Raw genomic sequence first — 22,141 nt, 5'->3', positions numbered from 1 at the left:
TCCGTCGGTGCGCCGCCAGGGACTCGAACCCCGGACCCGCTGATTAAGAGTCAGCTGCTCTAACCAACTGAGCTAGCGGCGCCTGCTGACAGAGATAACTCTACCCGACCTCCAGGGGTGCTCCTGACCAACAGCGACCGTCTCCGGCCTGTCGGATGGTCGTATCAGGCCGTTGATCCGTCAAAATGCGATTTGTCCAGACAGTTGAGAAACTGGCGCCCGAAAAGAGGCCCAGAAAGATCTTGACGAGTGTGGAGGGGATCGCATGAGCGTGCCGGTCTTCGAGGAAATCGAACCCGCGCCCGACTGTGGCTGCCCGGGCTGCGCCCGGCAGCGGCGCGACCTCGCGCTGGGCCTGCCGGTCCGCGCGGGAGGCCATCCGGCGGCGCACGGCGCCCGCCGCGCCCTGGTCCTGGTGACCGCCGCGGGCGCGGTGCTGGGCGGCGGGAGCGGGGGCGCCGTCGCGGTGGCCGCCCCGGCGACCCCCGTGACCCCGGCGGACGCGGTGACCCCCGTCACCCCGGCCGGTCCGGCCGGCGCCGCGCGGGACCACGACACCCCGCAGGGCGGCCGGGCCCCGCTGCACGGCCCGCCGGCCGCCCAGGGCGGCCCCACCCCCGGAGCCGTCCCGACGACCAGTCAGATCTCGGTGGAGACGCTGCGGACGACGACCCGCACGGAGATCATCAACCGGGCCAAGACATGGGTGGCGGCCCAGGTGCCGTACTCGATGGAGAAGTACTGGTCCGACGGCTACCGCCAGGACTGCTCGGGCTACATCTCCATGGCCTGGAACCTGCGCAGCAACGAATGGACCGGCAGCCTCGACCGCTTCGCCGTCCGCATCGACCGCTCCGCACTCCAGCCCGGCGACATCCTGCTCTTCCACAACCCGGCCGACCCGACCCGCGGCTCGCACGTGACGATCTTCGGCGGCTGGACGGACCACACCCACACCTCGTACGTCGCCTACGAGCAGACCAAGCCGCGCACCCGGAAGCAGGCCACGCCGCTGGCGTACTGGGAGAACTCCGACCGGTACGTCGCCTACCGCTACAAGGGCCTGACCGGCGGCGGCACCGGCGCCGGGGGCGGCGGCTCGACGGCGCCCTCCGGGACGGCGTACCCCGGCGGGGCGATGTTCGGTCCCGGCGCGAACAACGCGCACGTGACGCGGCTCGGGCAGATGCTGGTCGCGCGCGGCGGCAAGCAGTTCTACGCCCAGGGGCCCGGCCCCCGGTGGGGCGAGGCCGACCGCCAAGCGACCCGGGCGTTCCAGCGCGCGCAGGGCTGGACGGGCAAGGAGGCGGACGGCCTGCCGGGCCCGCACACCTGGCGGCTCCTCGTCTCGGGCGGCGGCCGGAGCATCGGCGGTTCGAGTGGTTCGGGCGGTTCGAGCGCAGATGCGAACGGGTTCCCCGGGCGTGGCTCCTTCCGTCCGGGCCAATCCAACGCATATGTGGAGAAGCTGGGCAAACAACTCGTGAAGCGGGGCTTCGGCAAGCACTACGTGTCGGGACCCGGTCCGCGCTGGACGGAGGCGGACCGCCGCAACGTCGAGGCGTTCCAGCGGGCGCAGGGCTGGCGCGGCGCGGCGGCCGACGGCTACCCGGGCCCGGAGACCTGGAGGCGATTGTTCCGATGACCCCGAGACAAGAGGTGGACCCCGAATGACGGCAGCGACCCCGAACGACTCCGGCGCGGCGGCCTCGCGCGACGCGGCGAGAACGGCCCGCCGCCTCACCGACGGCACCCTCCCGCGCCGGCCGACCCCGCCACCCCCCGTCACCGTGCCCCCCGGCACCACCCCCACCCCCACCGCCGCCGAACCCCCGCCTTCCGCCCCCACCCCGGCCCCGTCCCCCGCCGAGCCCACACCGGCCGCCGCGCGGGCCCTTGCCGCACCCGCGCCCGCCCCGGCCCTCGCCCCGGCCGCGCCGGCCGCCGCACCGGCGCCGTCCGAGCCCGCGCCCCCCGCTGCACGGGCCCTTGCCACGCCCGCCCCGGCTCCGGCCCCGGCCGCGGCCGAGCCCGCGCCGGCCGTCGTACGGGAGCCGTCCGAGCCCGCGGCCACCGCCGCGCCGGCTCCTGCCGCGCCCGCGGTGCCCGGCGGCGACACGCCGGGGGAGCCGGCGCCCCGGGCCGCGGTCGCGACCGGCGCGCCGGCCCGGCCCGGCACCCCGGACGCCGGCGCGGCGCGCCGGAAGGTCCCGGCGGTCCCGGTGGGCGGGCATGTCCGGCCGGTCTCCGGCGCGCCCAACCGCCCGGGCGCGTCCGGCGGTTCCGCCACGGCCCCGGCGGCCGGCCCGCCGCGTACCCCCGCCCCGACACCCGCACCCGCCCCCGCACCCGTCAAGCCCACCCCCGACACGCCCCCCGCCCCCGCCCCCGCCCCCGCGTCCCCCTCCGGCAGCTCCGACCTGCCGGAGGCCGTGGACGTCGGGGTGTTCAAGGGCGAGCGGGACGTGCTCGACTTCGGGCGGATCACGGACGGGAAGGTCGCGTCGATCGCGGTGCCCGTCGCTGCCGTGGGGCGGCTGCCGCGCCGGAAGAACGTGATCGGCACGGAGACGACCGGGTCGATCCCCGTCCACCTCCTCTTCCGCGACGGTGGCGGCCCGCCCCCGGCCGGCGCCGCCGCCGACGACGACGGCGGTCCCGACACCGTCGCGATGGCGCCGCCCGCCGGCCGGGCGGTGAGGGCCGCGATCCCCCGACCGGCCAAGCCGGCGCCGGCCAGGGCCGCGCGGCCCGCGCCGACGGCGGACCCGGCGCTCGTGGAGCGCGCGGCGAAGGTGCTGCCGGGCTGGGTCGGCGTCGCCGGCGGGCTGTTCGCGCTCGCCGGGAGCGCGGCGGTCCTGTGGTGGGCGGGGGTGGTGCCCGCCGGGGCCGCGCGGATGCTGGGCCTGCCGCCGCGTCCGTACCACGGGATCCACCTCGCCCAGTGGGCGCTGCTGGCGCTCGGCGTGCTGGTGCTGCTGTTCGCGGTGGGCGGTCTCGGCCGGGGCCGGGTCGGGTACGCCTGGGTGCTGACGCTGTTCGGCGAGTACCGCGGCACGGTCCGGCGTACCGGTCTGGTCTGGGCGAGCCCGCTGCTGCTGCGCCGCCGGGTGGACGTGCGGCTGCGGCACTGGCGCAGCGAGCCGCTGCCGGCGGTGGACGCGAAGGGGACGGCGCTGGACGTGACCGTCCTGGTGGTGTGGCGGGTCCGGGACACCGTCCGCGCGGCGCTCGGGGTGGACGACCACGAGGACTACCTGCGGGAGCAGGTGGAGGCGGCGATGGCCCGGGTGCTGTCGCAGCTGCCGGCGGACGCGTTCCACGAGGACGCGCCGACGCTGCGGGACGCGGAGGCGGTCGGCGAGGCGCTGACGCGGATGCTGTCGGCGGAGTGCGCGCCGGTCGGTGTGGACGTGTTCTCGGCGCAGCCGACGCGGATCGAGTACGCCCCGGAGGTCGCGGCGGCGATGCGCCGGCGGCGGATCGCGGCGATCGACGCGAAGCACCGGGACAGCGTGCTGACGTCGGTGGTGGACGCGGTGGACGACGTGGTCCACCGGCTGACCAGTCGTGGTCTGGTCGAGCTGGACGACTACGAGCGGAAGGCGCTGGTGAAGGACCTGACGGTGGCGTTCTACACGGGGCGCGGCGGTTCGGGGGAGGGTGCCTGAGGCCGGTCACGGCGTCCGGTCCCTCCGGTGCGGCGAGGGCGGTCGGGTCTTCCCGGCCGCCCTCGCCGTTGGTATGGACATGTTCAACTTCCGTGCCTACGGTGGTACTTGGTCTAGACCTAGAACGGTTCCCTCCGCACGCGTGCAGCACGGCCCACGGGCATCACAGAACTCCCCCACGTTCTCCCTGGAGCGACAGCATGCGCAAAAAGACAGGGCTGGCCGCGGTGGCGCTCGGCGTCACCGCCGCCTCCCTCTTCGCGACCAGCACCGCGAACAGCCACGGCTACACCGACTCGCCCATCAGCCGCCAGAAGCTCTGCGCCAACGGCACGGTGACCAACTGCGGCAACATCCAGTGGGAGCCGCAGTCGGTCGAGGGCCTCAAGGGCTTCCCGGCCGCCGGGCCCGCCGACGGCACCATCTGCGCCGGCGGCAACTCCCAGTTCGCCCAGCTGGACGACCCGCGCGGCGGCACCTGGCCGGCGACCAAGGTCACGGCGGGTCAGAGCTACACCTTCCGCTGGCAGTTCACCGCCCGCCACCGCACCACGGACTTCCGCTACTACATCACCAAGAACGGCTGGAACCCGGCCTCCAAGCTCACCCGGGCCCAGCTCGACCCCCAGCCGTTCCTCACCGTCCCGTACAACAGCCAGCAGCCGCCGTCGACGCTCTCGCACTCCGGGACCCTCCCGGCGGGCAAGACCGGCAAGCACCTGATCCTGGCGGTGTGGACGGTCGCGGACACCGCGAACGCGTTCTACGCCTGCTCGGACGTCCAGTTCTGACGTAACGCCAGGAGCTCGGCGCGGCGGCCCTCGCCGGGGCCGCCGCTGCCGGGTGCGCATCCCGGGCGGTACGTCCGCCCCGACCCCAGCCGGTCCGGAAGGGGGGTAGGCCCAGCCCTACCCCCGGCGCACCCTCCCGCCCCATGGCCCGCGCCCGCCGCGCCCGCCTACGGTGAGCGGTCATGGAAGCGTGTGACGTGCGGCAGGCCCTGCTCCTGCGGCCCCGGCGGTATCCCTTCGGCCCCTGGCCCTGGCGGGCGGCCGGCTATCTGGCGAGCGGCGCGGCCGCCGGCGCCCTCGCCTGCGTGGTGCTCCTCGTGCTGCTGACCGCCTCGGTGCTGCTGGCCGGCATCCCGCTGCTGCTGTCCGGCGGCGTCGCCCTGGGCGGCGCCGAGCGGGCGCGGCTGCGGCTCGTCGACGGACGGCCCGCCCCCGACCCGCACCGGACGCCCGGCGCGCCCGGACTGGGGGCGTGGGTGCGGACGCGGGCGGGGGAGCGGGCGACATGGCGGGAGCTGGCGTACGGGCTGCTGTTCGCGACCGTCCTGTGGCCGCTCGACGCCCTCGTGCTCGCCGTCGCCGTCGCCGCGCCCGGCACCCTGCTGGCCGCGCCGCTGCTGCTGGCCGCCGACGGGGAGGAGGTGAAGCTGCTGAAGAGCGTGCTGGTGACCTCGTACCCCGGCGCCTTCGCCGGCGCCGCCGCCGGCGCGCTGCTCCTCGTCGCGCTGGCCTACCCCCTCGGCCTGTACGCCGCCGGGCGCGCCGCGCTGGCCCGGGCGCTGCTCACGGGCGAGCCGGACGGGCTCGGCGAGGTGATCGCGTCGCGGGCGCGGCTGGTGGACGCCTTCGAGGCCGAGCGGCGCCGGATCGAGCGGGACCTGCACGACGGCGCCCAGCACCGGCTCGTCGCGCTCACCATGACGCTGGGCCTGGCGCGGCTCGACGCCCCGCCGGACGGGCCGCTGGCCGCGAGGCTCGCGCAGGCGCAGGAGGAGGCGGGGCAGGTGCTGGCGGAGCTGCGGGAGCTGATCCACGGCATCCATCCGCAGGTCCTCGCCGACTACGGCCTCGGCCCGGCGCTCGCCGACGCCGCCGACCGCACCGCCGTCCTGGTCGACACCGACCTGGACGGGCTGCCGCGGCTGCCGGCCGCCGTCGAGAGCGCCGCGTACTTCACCGGCCGGGAGGCGCTGGCCAACGTGGACCGGCACAGCGGTGCCTCGCGCGCCCGCCTCACCGCCCGGCACGACGGCCGGACGCTGCTCCTCGCCGTCGAGGACGACGGGCGCGGTGGCGCGGACCCGGCCGGGGGTTCCGGACTGACCGGACTGGCCGACCGGCTGGCGGTCCTCGGTGGCACACTGACGATCACCAGCCCGCCGGGCGGTCCGACGGTCCTACGAGTGGAGATCCCGTGCCGCGTTCGCTCCGAGTCGTCCTCGCCGAGGACGGCGTCCTCCTCCGCGAGGGACTGATCGGGCTGCTGGCCCGTTTCGGCCACGAGGTGGTGGCCGCCGTCGGCGACGCGGAGGCGCTGCGGGCGGCGGTCGCCGCCCACGGCCCGGACGTCGTCGTCACCGACGTGCGGATGCCGCCCGGTTTCCAGGACGAGGGGCTGCGGGCCGCCGTCGCGCTGCGCGCCGAGCGGCCCGGCCTGCCGGTCCTCGTCCTCAGCCAGTATGTGCAGCGGGACTACGCCTCCGACCTGCTGGACTCGGGCGACGGCTCCGGCGTCGGCTATCTGCTGAAGGACCGGGTGGGGCAGGTGGAGGAGTTCGTGGAGGCCCTGGACCGGGTCGCCTCGGGCGGCACGGTCGTCGACCCGGAGGTCGTCCGGCAGCTGCTGCGGCGCCGCCGGGACCCGCTGGCGGCGCTGACCCCGCGCGAGCGGGAGGTGCTGGCGCTGGTCGCGGAGGGGCACTCGAACGGCGCGGTGGCCCGCCGGCTCGTCGTCACCGAGGCCGCCGTCGGCAAGCACATCGGCAACATCCTCGCCAAGCTGGACCTGCCGCCGGCCGAGGACACCCACCGGCGGGTCCTCGCCGTCCTCGCCTACCTCCAGGCGTGACGGCCCCGGCCCGTCCGGGTGCACGAAAGAGGCCCCTCGCTTCCGCGAGGGGCCTCTTTCCGTCGGTGCGCCGCCAGGGACTCGAACCCCGGACCCGCTGATTAAGAGTCAGCTGCTCTAACCAACTGAGCTAGCGGCGCCTGCTGACAGAGAAAATACTACCTGGTCCCGACGGGTGCTCGTGACCACCCCGCCGGGGCCACCCCGCCGGGACCTGCGGTGCGGGTCTCCGGGCGCCTCAGATCGCCAGCGACAGCACCACCGGGGCCGCCCGGCGGTTCAGCGTGTCGGCGGCCGACCGCAGCCGGTGCGCGTGCTCGATCGGGAGGGAGAGCGCCAGGCAGCCGACGGAGGCGCCGGCGGTCAGCGGGACCGCGGCGCAGACCGTGCCGACGGCGTACTCCTGGAGGTCGAGGACCGGGACGGTGGGCGGCTGGCTGTCCAGCTTGGAGAAGAGCACCTTCTCGTTGGTGATCGTCCGGGAGGTGAGCCGGGCGATCTTGTGCCGGGCGAGGTGGTCGCGCCGCCCGTCGAGGTCGAGCTGGGTGAGCAGGCACTTGCCGACGGCGCTGGCGTGGGCCGCCGAGCGGAAGTCGACCCACTCGTGCACCTTCGGGGTGCGCGGGCCGTCGGCGAACTGGGTGATCTTCACCTCGCCGTCGATGTACCGGCTGATGTAGACCGCGGCGCCGACGGAGTCGCGCAGCTCGGTGAGGGTCTCCTGGAGCTTGGCCTCCAGGGCCTCCCGGCGGGTGGAGCCGGAGCCGAGGAGGACGAGCGAGTCGCCGATGACGTACGCGCCGTCGGAGACCTGCTCGACGTACCCCTCGCGGCGCAGCATGAGGAGCAGCGGCGACAGGTGGGCGACGGGCAGTCCGGCCTCCCGCGCGATCTGGGCGTCCGACACCCCGCCGCCGTGGCGCGAGACCGTCTCGAGGACGCGCAGGGCGTACTGCACCGAGTGGAACGGCGCGGTGGGCTCGGGCTTCAGCGCCACGGTTTCCCCCTACCCGGTTGTGACCGCAAGCTTCCGTACCACGATAGCCGCCAAGGGCCGTCCACGGGGCGGCTGTTGGCGAGAATCATGCGGGGGATCCGGGCCCTGTACTGGGACGCACCACTCTGGCATATGCCAGAGGCAGCGCCCACCGTAAGACCCTCAGGTCAGGCGCGTGCGGACAGGTGCTCGCGCGCGCGTTCGGCGCGCACGGAGTCGCGGATTCCCCGCGCCGGAACGGACCCGGAACCAGGCGGTCCGCTGGCCGGAATGTGACCCCGGTCACCCGGATCGCCCCGAACGCCCCGGAATAAGGACCCAGGCGGCCCTGTTGGGCACCCCTTGGACGTACCCGCGGAGGAAGGAACCGGACGGTGAGCGAGACCGGCCCCCAGGAAGAAGCCGCCACGGCGGACCACGGCATCCGCGGAGAGGCCCTGGGCACCGCCCCTGTGCCGCTCTCCGTGCTCGACCTGGTGACCGTCGGCAGCGGCTCCACCGCGAGCGGGGCGCTCGCCACCAGCGTGGAGCTGAGCCGGCTCGCCGAGCGGCGCGGCTACCACCGGCACTGGGTCGCCGAGCACCACTCGATGCCCGGCGTCGCCTCGTCCTCCCCGGCCGTGATCCTCGCCCACCTCGCCGCCCACACCCGCCGCATCCGCCTCGGCTCCGGCGGCGTGATGCTCCCCAACCACGCCCCGCTGGTGATCGCCGAGCAGTTCGGCACCCTGGAGGCGCTCGCCCCCGGCCGGATCGACCTCGGCCTCGGCCGCGCCCCCGGCACCGACGGCGCCACCGCCGCCGCCCTGCGCCGCACCGACACCCTGAACGAGGGCGCCGACGACTTCCCGGAGCAGCTGTCGGAGCTGACCCGGTTCCTGGACGACGACTTCCCGGACGCCCACCCGTACTCCCGGATCCACGCCGTGCCCGGGCCGGTGCAGGGCCCGAAGGGCCGGCCGCCGGTCTGGCTGCTCGGCTCCTCCGGCTTCAGCGCCCGGCTCGCCGGCCTCCTCGGCCTGCCCTTCGCCTTCGCCCACCACTTCTCGGCCCGCAACACGATCCCCGCGCTCGACCTCTACCGGGACTCCTTCCGCCCCTCCGCGGTGCTGGACGCGCCCTACGCCCTGATCGGCGTGGCCGCGCTCGCCGCCGACGACGAGAAGGAGGCGCACCGCCAGGTCCTCACCGGCGCGCTGTCGATGCTGCGGCTGCGCACCGGCCGGCCCGGGCTCATCCCGTCGCCGGAGGAGGCGGAGGCGTACGGATTCGCCCCGGCGGAGCGGGAGTTCGTGGACGGCTGGCTGGCGAACGTCGTGTACGGCACCCCGGACGCGGTCCGGTCGGGCCTGGACGAGCTGCGGAAGCGGACCGGCGCGGACGAGCTGATGCTGACGGCCAACGTGCACGGCGGGGCGGCGCGGCTGCGGAGCTACGAACTGATCGCGGACGCCTACGGGTTGCCCGACCTCGGCTGAATCCCGGATTCCGGTGGAGGAGTGGTTTCTTCCGCAACCACTCCGCCGGCTTCCCTAAGCGAACCTTAAACCGCTCGTCACGCGTGGTGGCGGGCGGTCGTGTTTTGTGCTGCACGCCTCTGACAAGGGCTTTCATCGGTGAATTGGTCTAGTCCTCATTTTGGTTCAGACCATTGACGCGCTGTTCACGGCGGGGCTATCACTGCTCCAACTCCTGTACGGCACCACCAGTACCCCCCATCGGAGGACGCTCGTGCACCCCCGTAAGTCCTTGATCGCCGCGCTGCTCAGCTCGGCCCTCGCGGCCGGCGCCCTCGCCGCCACCGCGGGCCTCGGCTCCGCCCAGGCCGCCGACGCCTCGACGACCGCCTCCGCCGGCGGCGTCCGCATCGCGTACTACGACCAGTGGAGCGTGTACGGCAACGCGTTCTACCCGAAGCACCTCGACACGCGGGGCATCGCGAGCCAGCTCGACGTCATCAACTACTCGTTCGGCAACATCCACCCGACGAACCTCACGTGTTTCATGGCCAACAAGGCCGCGGGTGACGACAACAACCCGAACGCGGGCGACGGCGCGGGCGACTCCTACGCCGACTACCAGAAGTCCTTCTCCGCGGCCGACTCCGTCGACGGCGTCGCCGACAAGTGGGACCAGCCGATCGTGGGCGTCTTCAACCAGTTCAAGGAGCTGAAGGCGAAGTACCCCCACCTGAAGATCAACATCTCGCTGGGCGGCTGGACCTACTCCAAGTACTTCCACGACGCGGCCAAGACGGACGCGAGCCGCAAGAAGCTCGTCTCCTCCTGCATCGACCAGTACCTCAAGGGCAACCTCCCGGTCGAGGGCGGCTTCGGCGGCCCCGGCACCGCGGCCGGCATCTTCGACGGCATCGACATCGACTGGGAGTACCCGGGCTCCTCCGGCGGCCACCTGGGCAACCACTACGGCCCCGAGGACAAGCAGAACTTCACCCTGCTCCTCGCCGAGTTCCGCAAGCAGCTCGACGCGTACGGCGCGGCCAACGGCGGCAAGAAGTACCTGCTGACCGCGGCCCTCCCGGCCGGCCAGGACAAGATCAAGCACATCGAGACGGACAAGATCGGCGCGTACCTCGACTACGCGAACATCATGACGTACGACATGCACGGCGCCTGGGACGGCGACGGGCCGACGTACCACCAGTCCCCGCTGTACTCCGGCTCCAACGACCCGACCGACGTCATCGCGCCGGGCCAGGAGAAGTACTCGATCGACGCGGCCATCGACTCCTGGATCGACGGCAACCCCGCCTACGGCATCGCCGGCGGCTTCCCCGCGAACAAGCTGACGCTGGGCTACGAGTTCTACTACCGCGGCTGGAAGGGCGTGCCCGCCGGCACCACCAACGGCCTCGCGCAGACCGCCACCGGCGGCTCCAACGCCCGCCCGCTCTCCCAGCAGGCCGGCATCGCGCACTACAAGGAGCTCGGCGGCGTCGTCGACAACGCGGCGACCACCTTCTGGGACGACCAGGCCAAGTCCTCGTACTTCTACAAGGACGGCGAGTTCTTCACCGGCCTGAACCAGAAGTCCATCCAGGAGCGCGTGAACTACGGCAAGCAGCGCGGCCTGGCCGGCGCGATGATGTACTCGCTCCTCGGCCTGGACGAGAACGCCACCCTGCTGAAGCAGATCAACACCGCGCTCGGCGGCACCACCGTCCCGCCGACCACCCCGCCCACCACGCCTCCGACGACCCCGCCCACGACCCCGCCGACCACTCCGCCGACGACGCCTCCGGCCGGCTGCGGCTCGCTCCCGGCGTACGTCGCCGGCACGGTCTACAACGCGGGCAACGAGGTCTCCCACAACGGCCGCAAGTGGAAGGCCAAGTGGTGGACCCAGAACGAGGCCCCCGGCACCACCGGCGAGTGGGGCGTGTGGCAGGACCTCGGCGCCTGCTGAGGCCCGTCCGCACCGCCTGACCCCCGCATGAACCACTGCCCCCGCCCGGAATGTCCCTCCGGCCGGGGGCAGTCCCATGCCGGGAGGCCCCCGGGATCAGACCCGCGGCCGGGCGGTGCCCTCCAGCATCGCGGCGATCCGGTCCGGGGCCACGGCCCGCGAGTACAGCCAGCCCTGCCCGGTGTCGCAGCCGATCCGCCGCAGCCGCGCCGCCTGCCCGGCCGTCTCCACGCACTCGGCGGTGACGGTGAGACCGAGCCGGTGGGCCAGCTGCACCAGCGCCTCCACGATCAGCTCGTCCGCCGGGTTGGCGTGCTCCTCGTCCTGGAAACCGCGCACGAAGGAGCCGTCCAGCTTGAGGACGGAGACCGGCAGCCGGCTCAGATAGGCGAGGTTCGAGTAGCCGGTGCCGAAGTCGTCGATGGCGATCCGCACCCCCATGTCGCTGAGCGCCTGGAGCGCCTGGAGCGGCCGGCCGGCCGAACCCATCACCGCGGACTCGGTCAGCTCCAGCTGGAGCAGGTGCGGGGCGAGCCCCGTCTCGGCGAGGATCCCCGCCACGTCCGCCACCAGGTCGGAGTCCCACACCTGACGGACCGCCACGTTCACGCTGACGAACAGCGGGCGCTCCCGCGGATGGTCCTTCTGCCACCGCCGGGCCTGCTCGCAGGCGGTCCGCAGCACCCACCGGCCGAGCTCGACGATCGAACCGTCCTCCTCGGCGATCCCGACGAACCGATTCGGCGGCAGCGTGCCGAACTGCGGATGGTTCCAGCGCACCAGCGCCTCCACCCCGCGCACCGCACCGCCCGCCAGGTCGACCAGCGGCTGGTACTCCAGCGCGAACTCGCCGCGCTCGACCGCCGGCCGCAGCGTCGAGGAGAGCGCCTGCCGGGTCATCCGGTGGGCGTTGCGCTCCGGGTCGAAGAGCGTCCACCGGGCCTTGCCGTCGGCCTTCGCCCAGTACAGCGTGGTGTCGGCGGCCTGCATCAGACAGGTCGCGGTGGCACCGGCGGCGGCCCGCTCGACCACCCCGATCGACGCGGACACCGACAGCCGCTGCCCGCCGAGGTCGAAGGGCCGCTCCAGCGCCCGCAGCACCGAGCCGGCCAGATCGGCGAGCTGCTCCGTGCCGGTGGAGTCCTCGACCAGGACGGCGAACTCGTCGCCGCCGAGCCGGGCCACCAGATGGCCCCCGCCGCGGGTGTAGCCGGCGCTGTCCGCGCACTCGGTCAGCCGCCCGGCGACGGCGGCGAGCAGCCGGTCGCCGACCCGGTGCCCGAGCGTGTCGTTGACCGCCTTGAAGCCGTCCAGGTCCAGGTAGCAGAGACCGATCCGCCCCGTCCCGCCCTGCCCGCGCGACGGGTACGGCCGGGCGGGGCCGTGGGCGCGGTACGGCTCCGGTGCGGCGGCCGGTCCGAGCGGTCCGCCCGCCCCGCCGGACGGGTCGGCGCCCTCGGCCGCCGCCGTCTCCAGCGCGGCGGAGAGGCGCTCGAAGAAGAGCGCCCGGTTGGGCAGCCGGGTCACCGGGTCGTGCATCTGGAGGTGGCGCAGCCGGGCCTGGAGCTCGCGCCGGTCGGTGATGTCCGCGACGGAGAGCAGCACCCGGCCGGTGTCCGGGACCGGGGCGACGGTCACCTCGGCCCACAGCCTGCGCCCGTCCGGGTGCTTGAGCCGGCGGGTGCAGCGGAAGCGGGAGCGCCGGCCGCGCAGCACCTCGCGGTAGGCGTGCCAGGTGCGTCCGTCGGCGGCGAGGTCGACGAGGTCGGCGGCGGCCTGCTCGCGCAGAGCGGCGCTCTCGGTCCCGAGGAGCGCGCCGAGCGAGTCGTTGGCGGCGACCACCAGGCCGTCGCGGTCCACGAGGGCCATGGCGAGCCGGGAGGCGCGGAAGGCGGCCCGGTAGTCGCGGAGTTCACGCTCCGTGAGTGCCGGGCGGGCCGGCGGGATGCCGGGCGGCTCTGGGTGGACCGGTCCTTCGGGGGTTCCGCTCACCGCTCGCTCCCGTGGTGCAGGGGGGCCGTTCACATGTGGTCGGGATGGTCGGCCTGGGACAAGTGTGCCGATCATAGAGCCAGCTCCGGGGGCCGTACCAGCGACGGAGCGGCCCGGCGGGGCCCCGGCCGGTGTGAGGCCGGCCACCGGACGCCGGCCCGCGACCGTTCCCGTACGAGTCTGTCGGGCGACGACATCAGGATGACCGAAGGTGACTGTCCGTGAGTCGTAGTCCGCCCGTCTCGCGTCCACTCCGGACCCGCCCCCTCACCCGACCGGGGCAGCGGAAACATGCGAAACGCCGCGAACCATCACAAGGTGGTGGAGGTGTCCCGCACTCGCGAACCGGAGGTCCACGTGGAGGGTCAGCAGCCACCCGGGGGAGTGGAGCGCTCCCGGCTGCGCGCCGGAGCCGCCTCGTTCACCGCGCTCGCCGCGCTGGCGGCCACCGGCCTGGTCGCCGGGCCCGCGGCGGCCGCGCCCTCGCCCGGACCCTGCGCCCTGCCCCGTACCGCCGCGCACCACTCGCTCGGCCTGTCCAGCTGGAACGGCTCCTATCCGCGCCCCGAGCGCTCCCTCGACGCGGTGATGATCTTCCTGTCGTTCCCGGACGCGACCCCGCTGACCACCCCGGAGGAGCTGACCGCCGACCACTTCCCGGCCACCACCGAGTTCTTCCAGCGGGCCTCCTACGGGCGGTTCACGCTGCGCCCGCACCCCCGGACGACGTGGACGGAGATGCCCCGCCCGTCCACCGGCTACGACATACGGCGTGACTGGGACGCCGGGAACCGGGCCGCGTACCTGCGGGACGCGATCGCCGCCGTCGACGACTCCGTCGACTTCTCCCGGTACGACATCGTCTACCTGGTCGCCGACCCGGACGCGCCCGGCGTCGACTCGGACGCCACCAAGGTCGTCAACCTGGAGCGCCCGCTGGAGGCCGACGGCACGCGGATCCGGCGGGTCGTCACGGTCTTCGAGCGGCACCCGCCGGACCGGAACGTCCTCGCCCACGAGACCGGCCACGTCTTCGACCTGCCCGACCTCTACCGGCGGCCCGCCGACGGCAAGGGCGACTGGGACACCCACGTGGGGGACTGGGACGTCATGGGCAGCCAGTTCGGCCTCGCCCCCGACCCCTTCGGCTGGCACAAGTGGAAGCTGGGGTGGCTCGACCGCTCCCAGGTGACCTGCGTCCAGGGCGGCGAGCCGCGCGTGGTCGGCCTGGAGCCGGTCTCCGCCGCGCCCGCGACCCCCACCACGCGCTCCACCCGGCTGGCCGTCGTCCGCACCGGCCGGGACAGCGTCCTCGCGATCGAGGCCCGCGCCGCCACCGGCAACGACGCCGACACCTGCACGGAGGGCGTCCTCGTCTACCGGGTGCGGGCCGGCGCGTCCTCCGGCGACGGCCCGGTCGAGGTCGTCGACGCCCACCCGGAGACGGAGGCCTGCTGGGAGCGCTCGGTGTACCCGCCGCTCGCGGACGCGCCGCTGGAGGTCGGGGAGACGCTGACCGTGCCCGGCACGGACGTGCGCGTCGAGGTCGCCGACCGCAGCGAGGCCGGCGTGTGGACGGTGAAGATCACCCCGCCGCTCACCGAGTGAGCCGTCCGGAGACGCAAGAAGGCCCCGGGACACAAGAAGGCCCCTCGCTTGCGCGAGGGGCCTTCTCCGTCGGTGCGCCGCCAGGGACTCGAACCCCGGACCCGCTGATTAAGAGTCAGCTGCTCTAACCAACTGAGCTAGCGGCGCCTGCTGACGTCGTAGACATTAGCACCCTGAGCGGCGGGAGCAAAAATCGATACCCGCACGTCGGCCGCCGAAACCGTCCGGGCCGCCCGCACACAGGCCCACAGCACCACCTCGGGCCCCGGCAGCCACGGGCTGCGGGTGTCCGGGGCGACCAGCCAGCGCGGCCCGGACCCCGTCCCGGCCGGCACCAGCGGCGGCACGGTCACCGCGTCGCCGGTGCCGTGGCAGAGCGGCCGGGGCACCGCGTCGCCCCACTCCTCCCAGTCCAGCAGCGCGGGCAGCCGCTGGGCCGTGCCGGGCGCGGCGAAGAGCAGCGTCCGGCCCCGGTGCGCGGCCACCGGCCCCGAACCCGGCCCCTCCTCCCACAGCCGGTCCAGCATCCGCCGCCCGAAGACCGGGTCCACGCTGACCACGTCGAAGGCGGTCCCGCAGGGCAGCACCGCCGGCGACTCCGGCCGCGCCCGCCACCGCGCGAGCGACGCCTGGGGGTCCCCGCCGGCCGCCGAGGCCAGCCAGGCGGCGCCGTCCGCCGTCACCCGGGCGGTCTGGTGCCGGTCCTCGTCCCCGGTCCGCAGGAAGCGGTAGACGTCGGAGGGGGACGGGGTCTCGTCGCGCAGCCAGGTCGTCGTCGTCATGCGCACAGGTCTACCGCCGGTGACGGAACGGTCGCCGAAAGTTCCGCGAAACCCTGCGGGGGCCGTCGCCGGGGGAGTATCGTGCGCCCCGCATATGCCGAACGCGTGTTCCGGCCCGCGGGGACACCGCCCGCGTCAGTCCTCGGCGGGCCGCCCGTTCGTACGGATCAGGTCCCGCCCGAACTCGATCATCTTCCGCGCGTAGTCCTCGGTCCACGCGGCCCGCTCGGCCACGTCCGCCGCCGACAGCCGGTCGAACCGCTTCGGGTCGGCGAGCTGCGCCGCCGCCACCGCCTGGAACTCGATCGCCCGGTCCGTCGCCGCCCGGAACGCCAGCGTCAGCTCGGTCGCCCGGGACAGCAGCTCCTTCGGGTCCTCGATGGACTCCAGGTCGAAGAAGTGCTCCGGATCGGCGGTCGCCTCGGCAGGCTCGAAGACCAGGGGCGCCGGCCGCAGCCGCCGCTGTCCGCTCCGCTCGGCGGGTTCCGCCATCGTTCCGTTCCTCCTCGCACGCGCACGGCCCGGACCTCCGGGCCACCCCCCATTGTCCCGCCCCGCGCAAGACCGCCCCGGCAGGCCGGTCCCCGCCCCGGTCACGGCGTCCACGCCACCCGGTGCTCGGCCAGGTGGGAGAGGACCGCGTGGTTGGCCTCCCAGCCGTCCGGGAACTTCACGGTGACGCCCAGCTGGACCGGTTCCGTGGAGGGGTGCTCGTCGAGGAGGTCGGTGACGCCGGCCCGGCAGACGACGACGCACGCGTGCCGGTGCCGGGACGCGAGGACGCAGAGGCGGCCGGTCTCCAGGTGGAAGGCGGTCGCGTCGGGACGGCCCGACAGCGGGTGCAGGACGACCGTGACGTCGTACTCGCGGCCCTGGAGCCGGTTGGCCGTGTCGACCGTCACGCCCGACATGCCGAGCCCCGCCAGGGCCGCGCGGACCGCCGCCGCCTGGTCGCGGTGGGCGGTGCCGACCGCGATCCGGTCGGCGGTCAGCGGCACCGGCGCGTCGGAGCGCTCACTGACCGCCGCGCCGCCCCGGTCCAGCAGCCGGCGGACCACCAGGGCGACCGCGTGCACGGCCTCCGGGTCGGTGCGCGGCGTGTGCCGGGCGGGCAGTTCGAGCAGGCCCCAGCCGGACTCGGCCGCCTCGTCCAGCACCCGGTCGGCGGCCGAGCCGTCCGAGGCCACGCCGAAGGCGAGCCGGCGGTCCCCGGGACCGGTGCCCGCCCGGAAGGGCGTGTACGGGTAGAAGGCGGCCGACACCAGCGGCGCCGCCGACGCCGGCAGCCGCCACGACACCGGCAGCCGGTGCTGCGGCAGCTCCGGGTTGTGCGCGAGCAGCGTCGACACGGCGCTCGCCGACGGGTCGTAGGACAGCCCCGCCCACTGGTCGGCCCCCACCACCGAGAACGGGTCCAGCTGCCCCGGATCGCCCACGAACAGGGCCCGCTCGAAGAGCCCCGCCACGGCCAGCAGCGCGTCCGAGCGCATCTGGTACGCCTCGTCGACGATCGCGTGCGCCCACGGCTCCACGTTCTTCACGTGCGCCCACTTGGCCGCCGTCGAGATCACCACCGGCAGCCCCGCCAGGTCCCCGGCCTTCGCCGACTTCCGCACCTGGTCCAGCGCGTCGAGCGCCTTGTCGTACGGGTCGCCGTCGCTGGAGTGCAGCCGGCCCACCTCCAGGTCCGGCTCCTTCTCGGCGAGCCGCAGCACCAGGTCGTCCACCTGCGCGTTGGTCTGCGCGACCACCATCAGCGGGCGGCCCGCGGCGGCCAGTTCCAGCGCGGCCCGCACCACCAGGGTGGACTTGCCGGCGCCGGGCGGGGAGTCGACGACGACGCCGCGGGCGGCGCCGTGCAGGGTGTCGGCCAGGATCGCGGCCGTCGCCTCACCGGCGGCGGCGGACGGGTCGAACGGGGTCACAGCAGGTCCTCGGGGGTCACGGCGTCGGGAAGCTCGGCGTCGGCGGAGCGCGGCGGGCCGCCGTGGGTCCACGGCGTCTCCTCCGGGTCGGGCAGTCTCGGCCCCACCCGCTGGTCGTGCTCGAAGAGCGTCCAGGCGATCCGCTCGCCCTTCTCCGGCACCGTGCCCTCCGCGGGCTCCTTCGACCGGCCCATCTTGTCCAGCAGCCGCAGCACCAGGGAGCCGTCCTCCTCGCGGCGCACGAACTCCGCCGACTGCGGCTTGCCGCCCAGCGAGCGCCACACCTTCACGCCCTCGTCCAGATGCGGCCGGTCGTCCGTGCGGACCGCCAGCAGCGGGCGCGGCGCGGGCCGCTTCGTCTCGGTCCACGCCATGGTCACCTCGGTGACCTCGCCGGTGAACGCCTCCCCGGACAGCCGCCGTCCGGCCATCACCAGCGGATCGTCCAGCGCCTCCTGGGCGTCGAGCTGCCCCTGCGCCTGCTCACGCGCGGCGAGCTTGGCGGCGGCGGTCACGGCGTCGTCGCGGCGCGGCTGCGGCGGCTCCCCGGCGGCGATCCGGTCCCGGTGCGCGGTGAACGACCAGCGGTCCCGGGTCCACCGGTCGGCGACCCGCGCCCCCTCGGGCAGCGCCCGCAGCAGGCCGAGCGCCCGCCAGGTCGCGTCCCACGTCGGCCGCAACTGCGAGGCCACCAGCCGCCGGACCTCCCGCTCGGCGCGGTGCAGCCCGGCGAGGGCAGCCTCGGCCGTCTCGCCGTCCTCGGCGGCACCGACCGCCTGCCGGGCCCGGTCGTACGCCTCGATCGCCGGCGCCAGCAGCCGGTTGTCGAAGGCCGGGTCGGTCGCGGGCCCGGCCGGCGGGCACAGCAGCTGCCCGTCGGCGTCCCGCCCCAGCTCCGCCCGGTACGCCGCCACGGCGCCCGGCTCGTCGCCCTCCGGGTCGATCCAGGCGAGCAGCGCCCCCAGGTGCTGGTCCTCCAGCGACGACTGCCCGGTCGCCCAGTGCCGGTTGAGCAGGTCGGTCGCCGCGAGCAGCAGCGAGGACCCCGGCACCCGCGCCCGCTCCCCGTAGTGCGTCAGCCAGCGCCCGAGCAGCGGGACGCGCGGCGGCGCGGGGTACGGCGTGTCCGGGTCCTGCTCGGCGGTGCGCCGGAACCGCGTGGACCGCCCCAGGAGCCGTACGTACTCGATCCCGGCGCGGCTGGGCACGATCAGCTGCGGCGCGTCGGCGCACAGCTCGACCTCGACCCTCGTCCGCTTCCCGGTCTCCGCGTCCGTCTCGTTGCGCTCCACCAGCTCCACGGCGTCCGCGAACCCGTCGACGTACGGCAGCACCTCCTCCGCCAACTCGGCGAGGAACGCGAACCGCAGCTCCCGGTCCCGCGGCTGCGGCACCACCAGCAGCCGGGGCTCCTCCGGGTCGGTGCCGACCAGCGCGCCCAGCGGGGCACCGGCCTCGCCGGCGGTGGTCAGCGGCACGAAAACCAGCGGCCGCTCGCCGAGGTGCCGGTGCCGGACGGTCGCCAGGGGCTGCGCCCGGCCCGCCTCCACGGCCTCCATCCGGGCCAGGTGCGCGATCAGCGACATGCGGCGGCCTCCGTCAGCGCTTCCTGCCGCAGCGCCCGCGCCCGGCGCAGCGCCGCCACCGCAGGGTCGTCCGGGTCGCCGGCCTCCCCGCGCGCGGCGGCCAGCACCGCGCCGACCGTCGTCAGCCCGCCCAGCTCGCCGCGCACCGCCCGCCCCAGGGTCTGCACCGCGTCCGCCGCCCGGGCCCGCGACCGGCAGTGGAAGCCCAGCTCGCAGGCGGCCAGGCACTCCGGCGCGTACGCGTGCGGGACCGCCTCCACGGCGGCGGCCAGCTCCTCGGCCGAACAGCCCCGCACGTCGAAGCTCAGCCCCTCCGGCAGCGCGTCGGCGATCTCCTCGATCCGGGTCAGCCGCTCCAGCTGCCGCCGGGTGACCGCCCGCTGCCTGCGCACGTCCACCACGGACGCCGTCGGCAGGTTCGAGAAGTCCTTCGGGCAGACCAGCAGCACCGCGTGCCCGACCTCGGCGCCCTCGGTGAGCGCGGCGACCCGCTCCAGCGCCAGCACGTACACCGCCGCCTGCCGGGCCGCGGCCCCCACCTTCGCCGCGTCCGCGGCGCCGTCCACCATCGGGAACGACTTGATCTCCACGACCGTCCACCGCCCGGCCGGGTCCACCACCACCGCGTCCGGCTCCAGGTGCACGGGCGAGCCCGCCACCTCCAGCGTCAGCAGCGGATGGTCGAGCAGCGTCCACCCGCCGGCCGCGGTCGCCTCGCGCAGCGCGAGCGCCGTCCGCGCGGTCCGCCCCTCGGGCCCGGACGCCGACAGGTCGGGTACGGCGACGGTCCCCGGGTCCTCGACGCCGAAGAGCCGCAGCAGCTCCCGGCCGCCGTCCGCCTTCACCTTCGCCTCGAAGCTGTTGCCGCGCACGATCGCGAACTGCGACTGGCCGAACGGCGCCGGCGACCCCAGCCGGGACGCGAGCGCCCCCTTGTCCACCCCGGCGCCGTCGAGCAGCGCCCGCCGCCGGCACCCCGGATTCGCGGCCAGCGCGGCCAGCGCCCGCGCGTCCAGCGGGCGCGGCGGAACCGCCGGCCCGCGCAGCTCGGCCAGTCTCTCCCGCGTCCTGCGCCGGCTCGCCGGGGTCGGCACGGGGTCCGTCGTCTGCGGCGGCCGTGACCCGCCGTCGTCCAGGGATGCGCTCACCCGCGGAAGTCTCGCATCCGCCACTGACAACGCGGGCGCGTTCCGGCCCAGGACACCGGGAGTTCGCGCCCGGGCCGCCTGCGCGATGATGAGAGGACCCGCCGAATCCGCGTATCCGCGCCGCACCCCACTGGAGAGCACCACCCATGGCACCGCGCATCCTGCTCGCCCGTCACGGCCAGACCGAGTGGTCGCTCCTCGGACGCCACACCGGCAGGACCGACATCCCGCTGCTCGACGAGGGCCGGCGCGGCGCCAAGCTGCTCGGCGAGCGGCTGCACCGGGGCCCCTGGCAGGGGCTGCCCGGCGTCGAGGTGCGCACCAGCCCGCTGGTCCGCGCCCGCGAGACCTGCGACCTGGCCGGCTTCGGCGACCGCGCGGAGCCCTGGGACGCCCTGATGGAGTGGGACTACGGCGCCTACGAGGGCCTGACCCCCGCCCAGATCCAGGAGCGGCGCCCGGGCTGGCTGATCTGGCGCGACGCCGTCCCGGACGGCGAGTCGCTGGCCGAGCTGTCCGCCCGCGCCGACCAGGTCGTCGAGTGGGCCCGCTCGGCCGACCGGGACGTCCTGGTCTTCGCCCACGGGCACATCCTCCGGTCCATCGGCGCCCGCTGGCTCGGCGAGGACGTCTCCTTCGCCGCCCGGATCCGCCTCGACCCGACGAGCCTGTCGGTGCTGGGCTGGGCGTACGGCGCGCCGGCGGTCGAGCGCTGGAACGACACGGGCCACCTGGAGGGCTGACCCGGGCGGTCCTCAGCCGCCGCTGAGGAGGAGCCGGGTCTCGGCCAGCAGCCCGCGGATCCGCGCCGACGCGATCCCGTCCAGCGACCGCGCCACCCGGCGCGCCTCCGCCTCGGCCTCGTCGCGGCGGCCGGCGCGGACGAGGTGGCCGGCGAGCTGGGCGCGGTAGAGCGCGAGGTTGCGGGCGAAGCGGGGGTGCTGGAGGACGGTGGCCCGGTGGGAGTGGCGGGCGGCGCGGCTCCAGTCGCCGAGGGCGGCCCAGGTGTGGGCCTCCAGGGCCTCCAGTTCGGGTTCGCCGAAGAAGGACATCCACTCGGGGTCCTGGTCGGCGTGGCCGCGGCCGAAGTGGTCGTGGGCGCGGCCGAGGCACGCCTCGGCCGCGGAGCGGTCGCCGAGTCCGGCCCAGGCGGCGGCCTCGCGCAGCGAGAGCAGGGCGAGCAGCCGGGGCGAGTCGAGCGGCGCGGCGGCCCGGAGCCCGGCCTGGGCGGCGCGGACGGCCTCGCGGTAGCGGCCGGTGTCGCGGGCGAGGAAGGACGTGTTGCAGAAGGCGTGCGCCTCCAGGGCCGCGTTGCCGGAGACCCGGGCGGTGGCCAGGGCCTCGGCGTAGTGGGACCGGGCGTCCTCGTGGCGGCCGGAGTCGTGGGCCAGCCAGCCCACCGAGAGGGACAGTTCGCCGGCGCCGGCGAGCAGCCGGTCCTCGGTGGAGCGGCGGGCCGCGGTCCCCTGGTCGAGCAGCGCGTAGGCGGTGCGGAGCGGCTGGGCGGCGGACGCGTACAGGCCGTCGGCGCCGTGCCGGTCGTCGAGCAGGCGGATGCGGCGGACGGCCTCCTCGACGGCGAGGACCTCGGCCTCGCCGACGCGGTGGGTGCCGCGGGGGCTGGGGATCGCGGCGGCGGTGGAGCCGAGTCCCCAGGCGGCGGCCGCCACGGTGGCGGTGCCGCTGGTCATGAATGCGCGACGCAGCACGTCGCTCTCCTCATCGTTCCGGGTCGGGAGGGCGGGGGGCCCGGAGGCCCCGGCCGGTGCGGCCTGCCGTCGGCCGCGTACCGCCTCCCGGGCAGAGAAGCCCAGGTCGGCGAGGGTCAGCCCAGGGAACATGTGCAGGAAGACCCGCTCGTACGCGTAGTTCGGGCAGCGGATCTCGCCCGCCTCCACGCGCCCGATGTAGCGGGCGTCGCACGCGACCTGTTCGCCGATCTCCCGTGCCGCCCGGCGGACCGAGGCGGCGAACTCCGCCGGCGACTGCTGACCGCGGAGCCGTCGGAAGGCGAGATTGGGAACTGCCCGTGACATGGCCATGGCCGAGCCCTCTCCTGGTGCTGCCGGTGTTCCGGCGGCATGAACGTACCTGCTGTGACCGGATGGCTACGCTGAGTTTGGCTACAAATCGGATATCTCGCCTGC

17 protein-coding genes and 3 tRNA genes are annotated in these 22,141 nt (G+C 75.1%); 9 read left to right on the top strand and 11 right to left on the bottom strand.

The annotated features are described in order from the left end of the window. Positions 1–8 precede the first annotated feature (8 nt). A tRNA-Lys gene (locus tag ACFVQZ_RS14735) sits at positions 9–82 on the bottom strand. Positions 83–265: 183 nt separating this feature from the next. Here ACFVQZ_RS14735 and ACFVQZ_RS14730 point away from each other — a divergent pair. From ACFVQZ_RS14730 to ACFVQZ_RS14710, 5 genes are all read left to right on the top strand, one after another. Beyond that, positions 266–1,645 carry a peptidoglycan-binding protein gene (locus ACFVQZ_RS14730; protein ID WP_383622233.1) on the top strand — a complete coding sequence of 460 codons (1,380 nt, stop codon included), beginning with the start codon at positions 266–268 and terminating at the stop codon, positions 1,643–1,645. Between the two features lie 25 nt (positions 1,646–1,670). Beyond that, on the top strand, positions 1,671–3,671 hold the full coding sequence (locus ACFVQZ_RS14725) for an SPFH domain-containing protein (protein WP_383622230.1): 2,001 nt from the start codon (positions 1,671–1,673) through the stop codon (positions 3,669–3,671). A 200-nt stretch (positions 3,672–3,871) separates the two neighbouring features. Further along, positions 3,872–4,462 (top strand): lytic polysaccharide monooxygenase, encoded by a 591-nt coding sequence (locus ACFVQZ_RS14720; protein ID WP_383622228.1) that lies wholly within the window; start codon positions 3,872–3,874, stop codon positions 4,460–4,462. Between the two features lie 182 nt (positions 4,463–4,644). Then, positions 4,645–5,937, top strand: coding sequence for a sensor histidine kinase (locus ACFVQZ_RS14715; RefSeq protein ID WP_383622225.1), 1,293 nt, complete (start codon positions 4,645–4,647; stop codon positions 5,935–5,937). Beyond that, positions 5,877–6,530, top strand: coding sequence for a response regulator transcription factor (locus tag ACFVQZ_RS14710; protein ID WP_030493896.1), 654 nt, complete (start codon positions 5,877–5,879; stop codon positions 6,528–6,530). Before ACFVQZ_RS14715 ends, ACFVQZ_RS14710 begins: the two co-directional genes overlap by 61 nt. Before the next feature lie 66 nt (positions 6,531–6,596). Here the strand turns inward: ACFVQZ_RS14710 and ACFVQZ_RS14705 are convergent. Next, positions 6,597–6,670: transfer RNA gene (locus tag ACFVQZ_RS14705), tRNA-Lys, on the bottom strand. A gap of 98 nt (positions 6,671–6,768) precedes the next feature. Further along, positions 6,769–7,527, bottom strand: a complete 759-nt coding sequence (locus ACFVQZ_RS14700) for an IclR family transcriptional regulator C-terminal domain-containing protein (RefSeq protein WP_030493897.1) — start codon at positions 7,525–7,527, stop codon at positions 6,769–6,771. A gap of 374 nt (positions 7,528–7,901) precedes the next feature. Between ACFVQZ_RS14700 and ACFVQZ_RS14695 the strand changes: the two genes are divergently transcribed. Together ACFVQZ_RS14695 and ACFVQZ_RS14690 are read left to right on the top strand one after the other, a co-directional pair. Then, entirely contained in the window at positions 7,902–9,005 is a 1,104-nt protein-coding gene (locus ACFVQZ_RS14695; protein WP_383622220.1) for an LLM class flavin-dependent oxidoreductase, read from the top strand. Between the two features lie 253 nt (positions 9,006–9,258). Continuing rightward, positions 9,259–10,953 (top strand): glycosyl hydrolase family 18 protein, encoded by a 1,695-nt coding sequence (locus tag ACFVQZ_RS14690; RefSeq protein WP_383622217.1) that lies wholly within the window; start codon positions 9,259–9,261, stop codon positions 10,951–10,953. Positions 10,954–11,049: 96 nt separating this feature from the next. On the opposite strand, the gene ACFVQZ_RS14685 is transcribed toward ACFVQZ_RS14690, so the two are convergent. Next, positions 11,050–12,945: an EAL domain-containing protein gene (locus ACFVQZ_RS14685; RefSeq protein WP_030493900.1), complete on the bottom strand. Its 1,896-nt coding sequence runs from the start codon at positions 12,943–12,945 to the stop codon at positions 11,050–11,052. A 327-nt stretch (positions 12,946–13,272) separates the two neighbouring features. On the opposite strand from ACFVQZ_RS14685, the gene ACFVQZ_RS14680 reads away from it, so the two are divergent. Next, a complete protein-coding gene (locus tag ACFVQZ_RS14680) occupies positions 13,273–14,553 on the top strand; it encodes a M6 family metalloprotease domain-containing protein (protein ID WP_383622214.1) in 1,281 nt (426 codons plus the stop codon). Positions 14,554–14,626: 73 nt separating this feature from the next. Here ACFVQZ_RS14680 and ACFVQZ_RS14675 read toward each other — a convergent pair. The 6 genes from ACFVQZ_RS14675 to ACFVQZ_RS14650 all read right to left on the bottom strand — a co-directional run bounded on the left by ACFVQZ_RS14675 (position 14,627) and on the right by ACFVQZ_RS14650 (position 19,994). Continuing rightward, a tRNA-Lys gene (locus tag ACFVQZ_RS14675) sits at positions 14,627–14,700 on the bottom strand. Further along, complete coding sequence (locus ACFVQZ_RS14670; protein ID WP_383622211.1) at positions 14,691–15,335, bottom strand: hypothetical protein; 645 nt, start codon at positions 15,333–15,335, stop codon at positions 14,691–14,693. The genes ACFVQZ_RS14675 and ACFVQZ_RS14670 overlap by 10 nt, the downstream gene beginning before the upstream one ends. 135 nt (positions 15,336–15,470) lie before the next feature. After that, entirely contained in the window at positions 15,471–15,827 is a 357-nt protein-coding gene (locus ACFVQZ_RS14665; protein WP_030493903.1) for a hypothetical protein, read from the bottom strand. A 101-nt stretch (positions 15,828–15,928) separates the two neighbouring features. Further along, on the bottom strand, positions 15,929–17,260 hold the full coding sequence (locus ACFVQZ_RS14660; RefSeq protein WP_383622208.1) for an AAA domain-containing protein: 1,332 nt from the start codon (positions 17,258–17,260) through the stop codon (positions 15,929–15,931). Next, complete coding sequence (locus tag ACFVQZ_RS14655; protein WP_383622205.1) at positions 17,257–18,846, bottom strand: hypothetical protein; 1,590 nt, start codon at positions 18,844–18,846, stop codon at positions 17,257–17,259. Before ACFVQZ_RS14655 ends, ACFVQZ_RS14660 begins: the two co-directional genes overlap by 4 nt. After that, positions 18,837–19,994 (bottom strand): hypothetical protein, encoded by a 1,158-nt coding sequence (locus ACFVQZ_RS14650; protein ID WP_383622202.1) that lies wholly within the window; start codon positions 19,992–19,994, stop codon positions 18,837–18,839. Before ACFVQZ_RS14650 ends, ACFVQZ_RS14655 begins: the two co-directional genes overlap by 10 nt. Before the next feature lie 146 nt (positions 19,995–20,140). On the opposite strand from ACFVQZ_RS14650, the gene ACFVQZ_RS14645 reads away from it, so the two are divergent. Further along, complete coding sequence (locus ACFVQZ_RS14645; RefSeq protein ID WP_383622199.1) at positions 20,141–20,737, top strand: histidine phosphatase family protein; 597 nt, start codon at positions 20,141–20,143, stop codon at positions 20,735–20,737. Between the two features lie 12 nt (positions 20,738–20,749). On the opposite strand, the gene ACFVQZ_RS14640 is transcribed toward ACFVQZ_RS14645, so the two are convergent. Continuing rightward, positions 20,750–22,036: a hypothetical protein gene (locus tag ACFVQZ_RS14640; protein ID WP_030493908.1), complete on the bottom strand. Its 1,287-nt coding sequence runs from the start codon at positions 22,034–22,036 to the stop codon at positions 20,750–20,752. Positions 22,037–22,141 lie beyond the last annotated feature (105 nt).

The organism is Streptomyces sp. NPDC057854 (assembly GCF_042797055.1).
Taxonomy (GTDB): domain Bacteria; phylum Actinomycetota; class Actinomycetes; order Streptomycetales; family Streptomycetaceae; genus Streptomyces.
This window is presented reverse-complemented; position numbering and strand designations above follow the sequence as displayed.

Excerpts from the sequence above, each read along its gene's own strand:
- ACFVQZ_RS14725 (WP_383622230.1), top strand. The coding sequence starts at position 1,671 with ATGACGGCAGCGACCCCGAACGACTCCGGCGCGGCGGCCTCGCGCGAC.
- ACFVQZ_RS14645 (WP_383622199.1), top strand. The coding sequence starts at position 20,141 with ATGGCACCGCGCATCCTGCTCGCCCGTCACGGCCAGACCGAGTGGTCG.
- ACFVQZ_RS14720 (WP_383622228.1), top strand. The coding sequence starts at position 3,872 with ATGCGCAAAAAGACAGGGCTGGCCGCGGTGGCGCTCGGCGTCACCGCC.
- ACFVQZ_RS14640 (WP_030493908.1), bottom strand. The coding sequence starts at position 22,036 with ATGGCCATGTCACGGGCAGTTCCCAATCTCGCCTTCCGACGGCTCCGC.
- ACFVQZ_RS14730 (WP_383622233.1), top strand. The coding sequence starts at position 266 with ATGAGCGTGCCGGTCTTCGAGGAAATCGAACCCGCGCCCGACTGTGGC.
- ACFVQZ_RS14670 (WP_383622211.1), bottom strand. The coding sequence starts at position 15,335 with ATGACGACGACGACCTGGCTGCGCGACGAGACCCCGTCCCCCTCCGAC.
- ACFVQZ_RS14655 (WP_383622205.1), bottom strand. The coding sequence starts at position 18,846 with ATGTCGCTGATCGCGCACCTGGCCCGGATGGAGGCCGTGGAGGCGGGC.
- ACFVQZ_RS14715 (WP_383622225.1), top strand. The coding sequence starts at position 4,645 with ATGGAAGCGTGTGACGTGCGGCAGGCCCTGCTCCTGCGGCCCCGGCGG.
- ACFVQZ_RS14665 (WP_030493903.1), bottom strand. The coding sequence starts at position 15,827 with ATGGCGGAACCCGCCGAGCGGAGCGGACAGCGGCGGCTGCGGCCGGCG.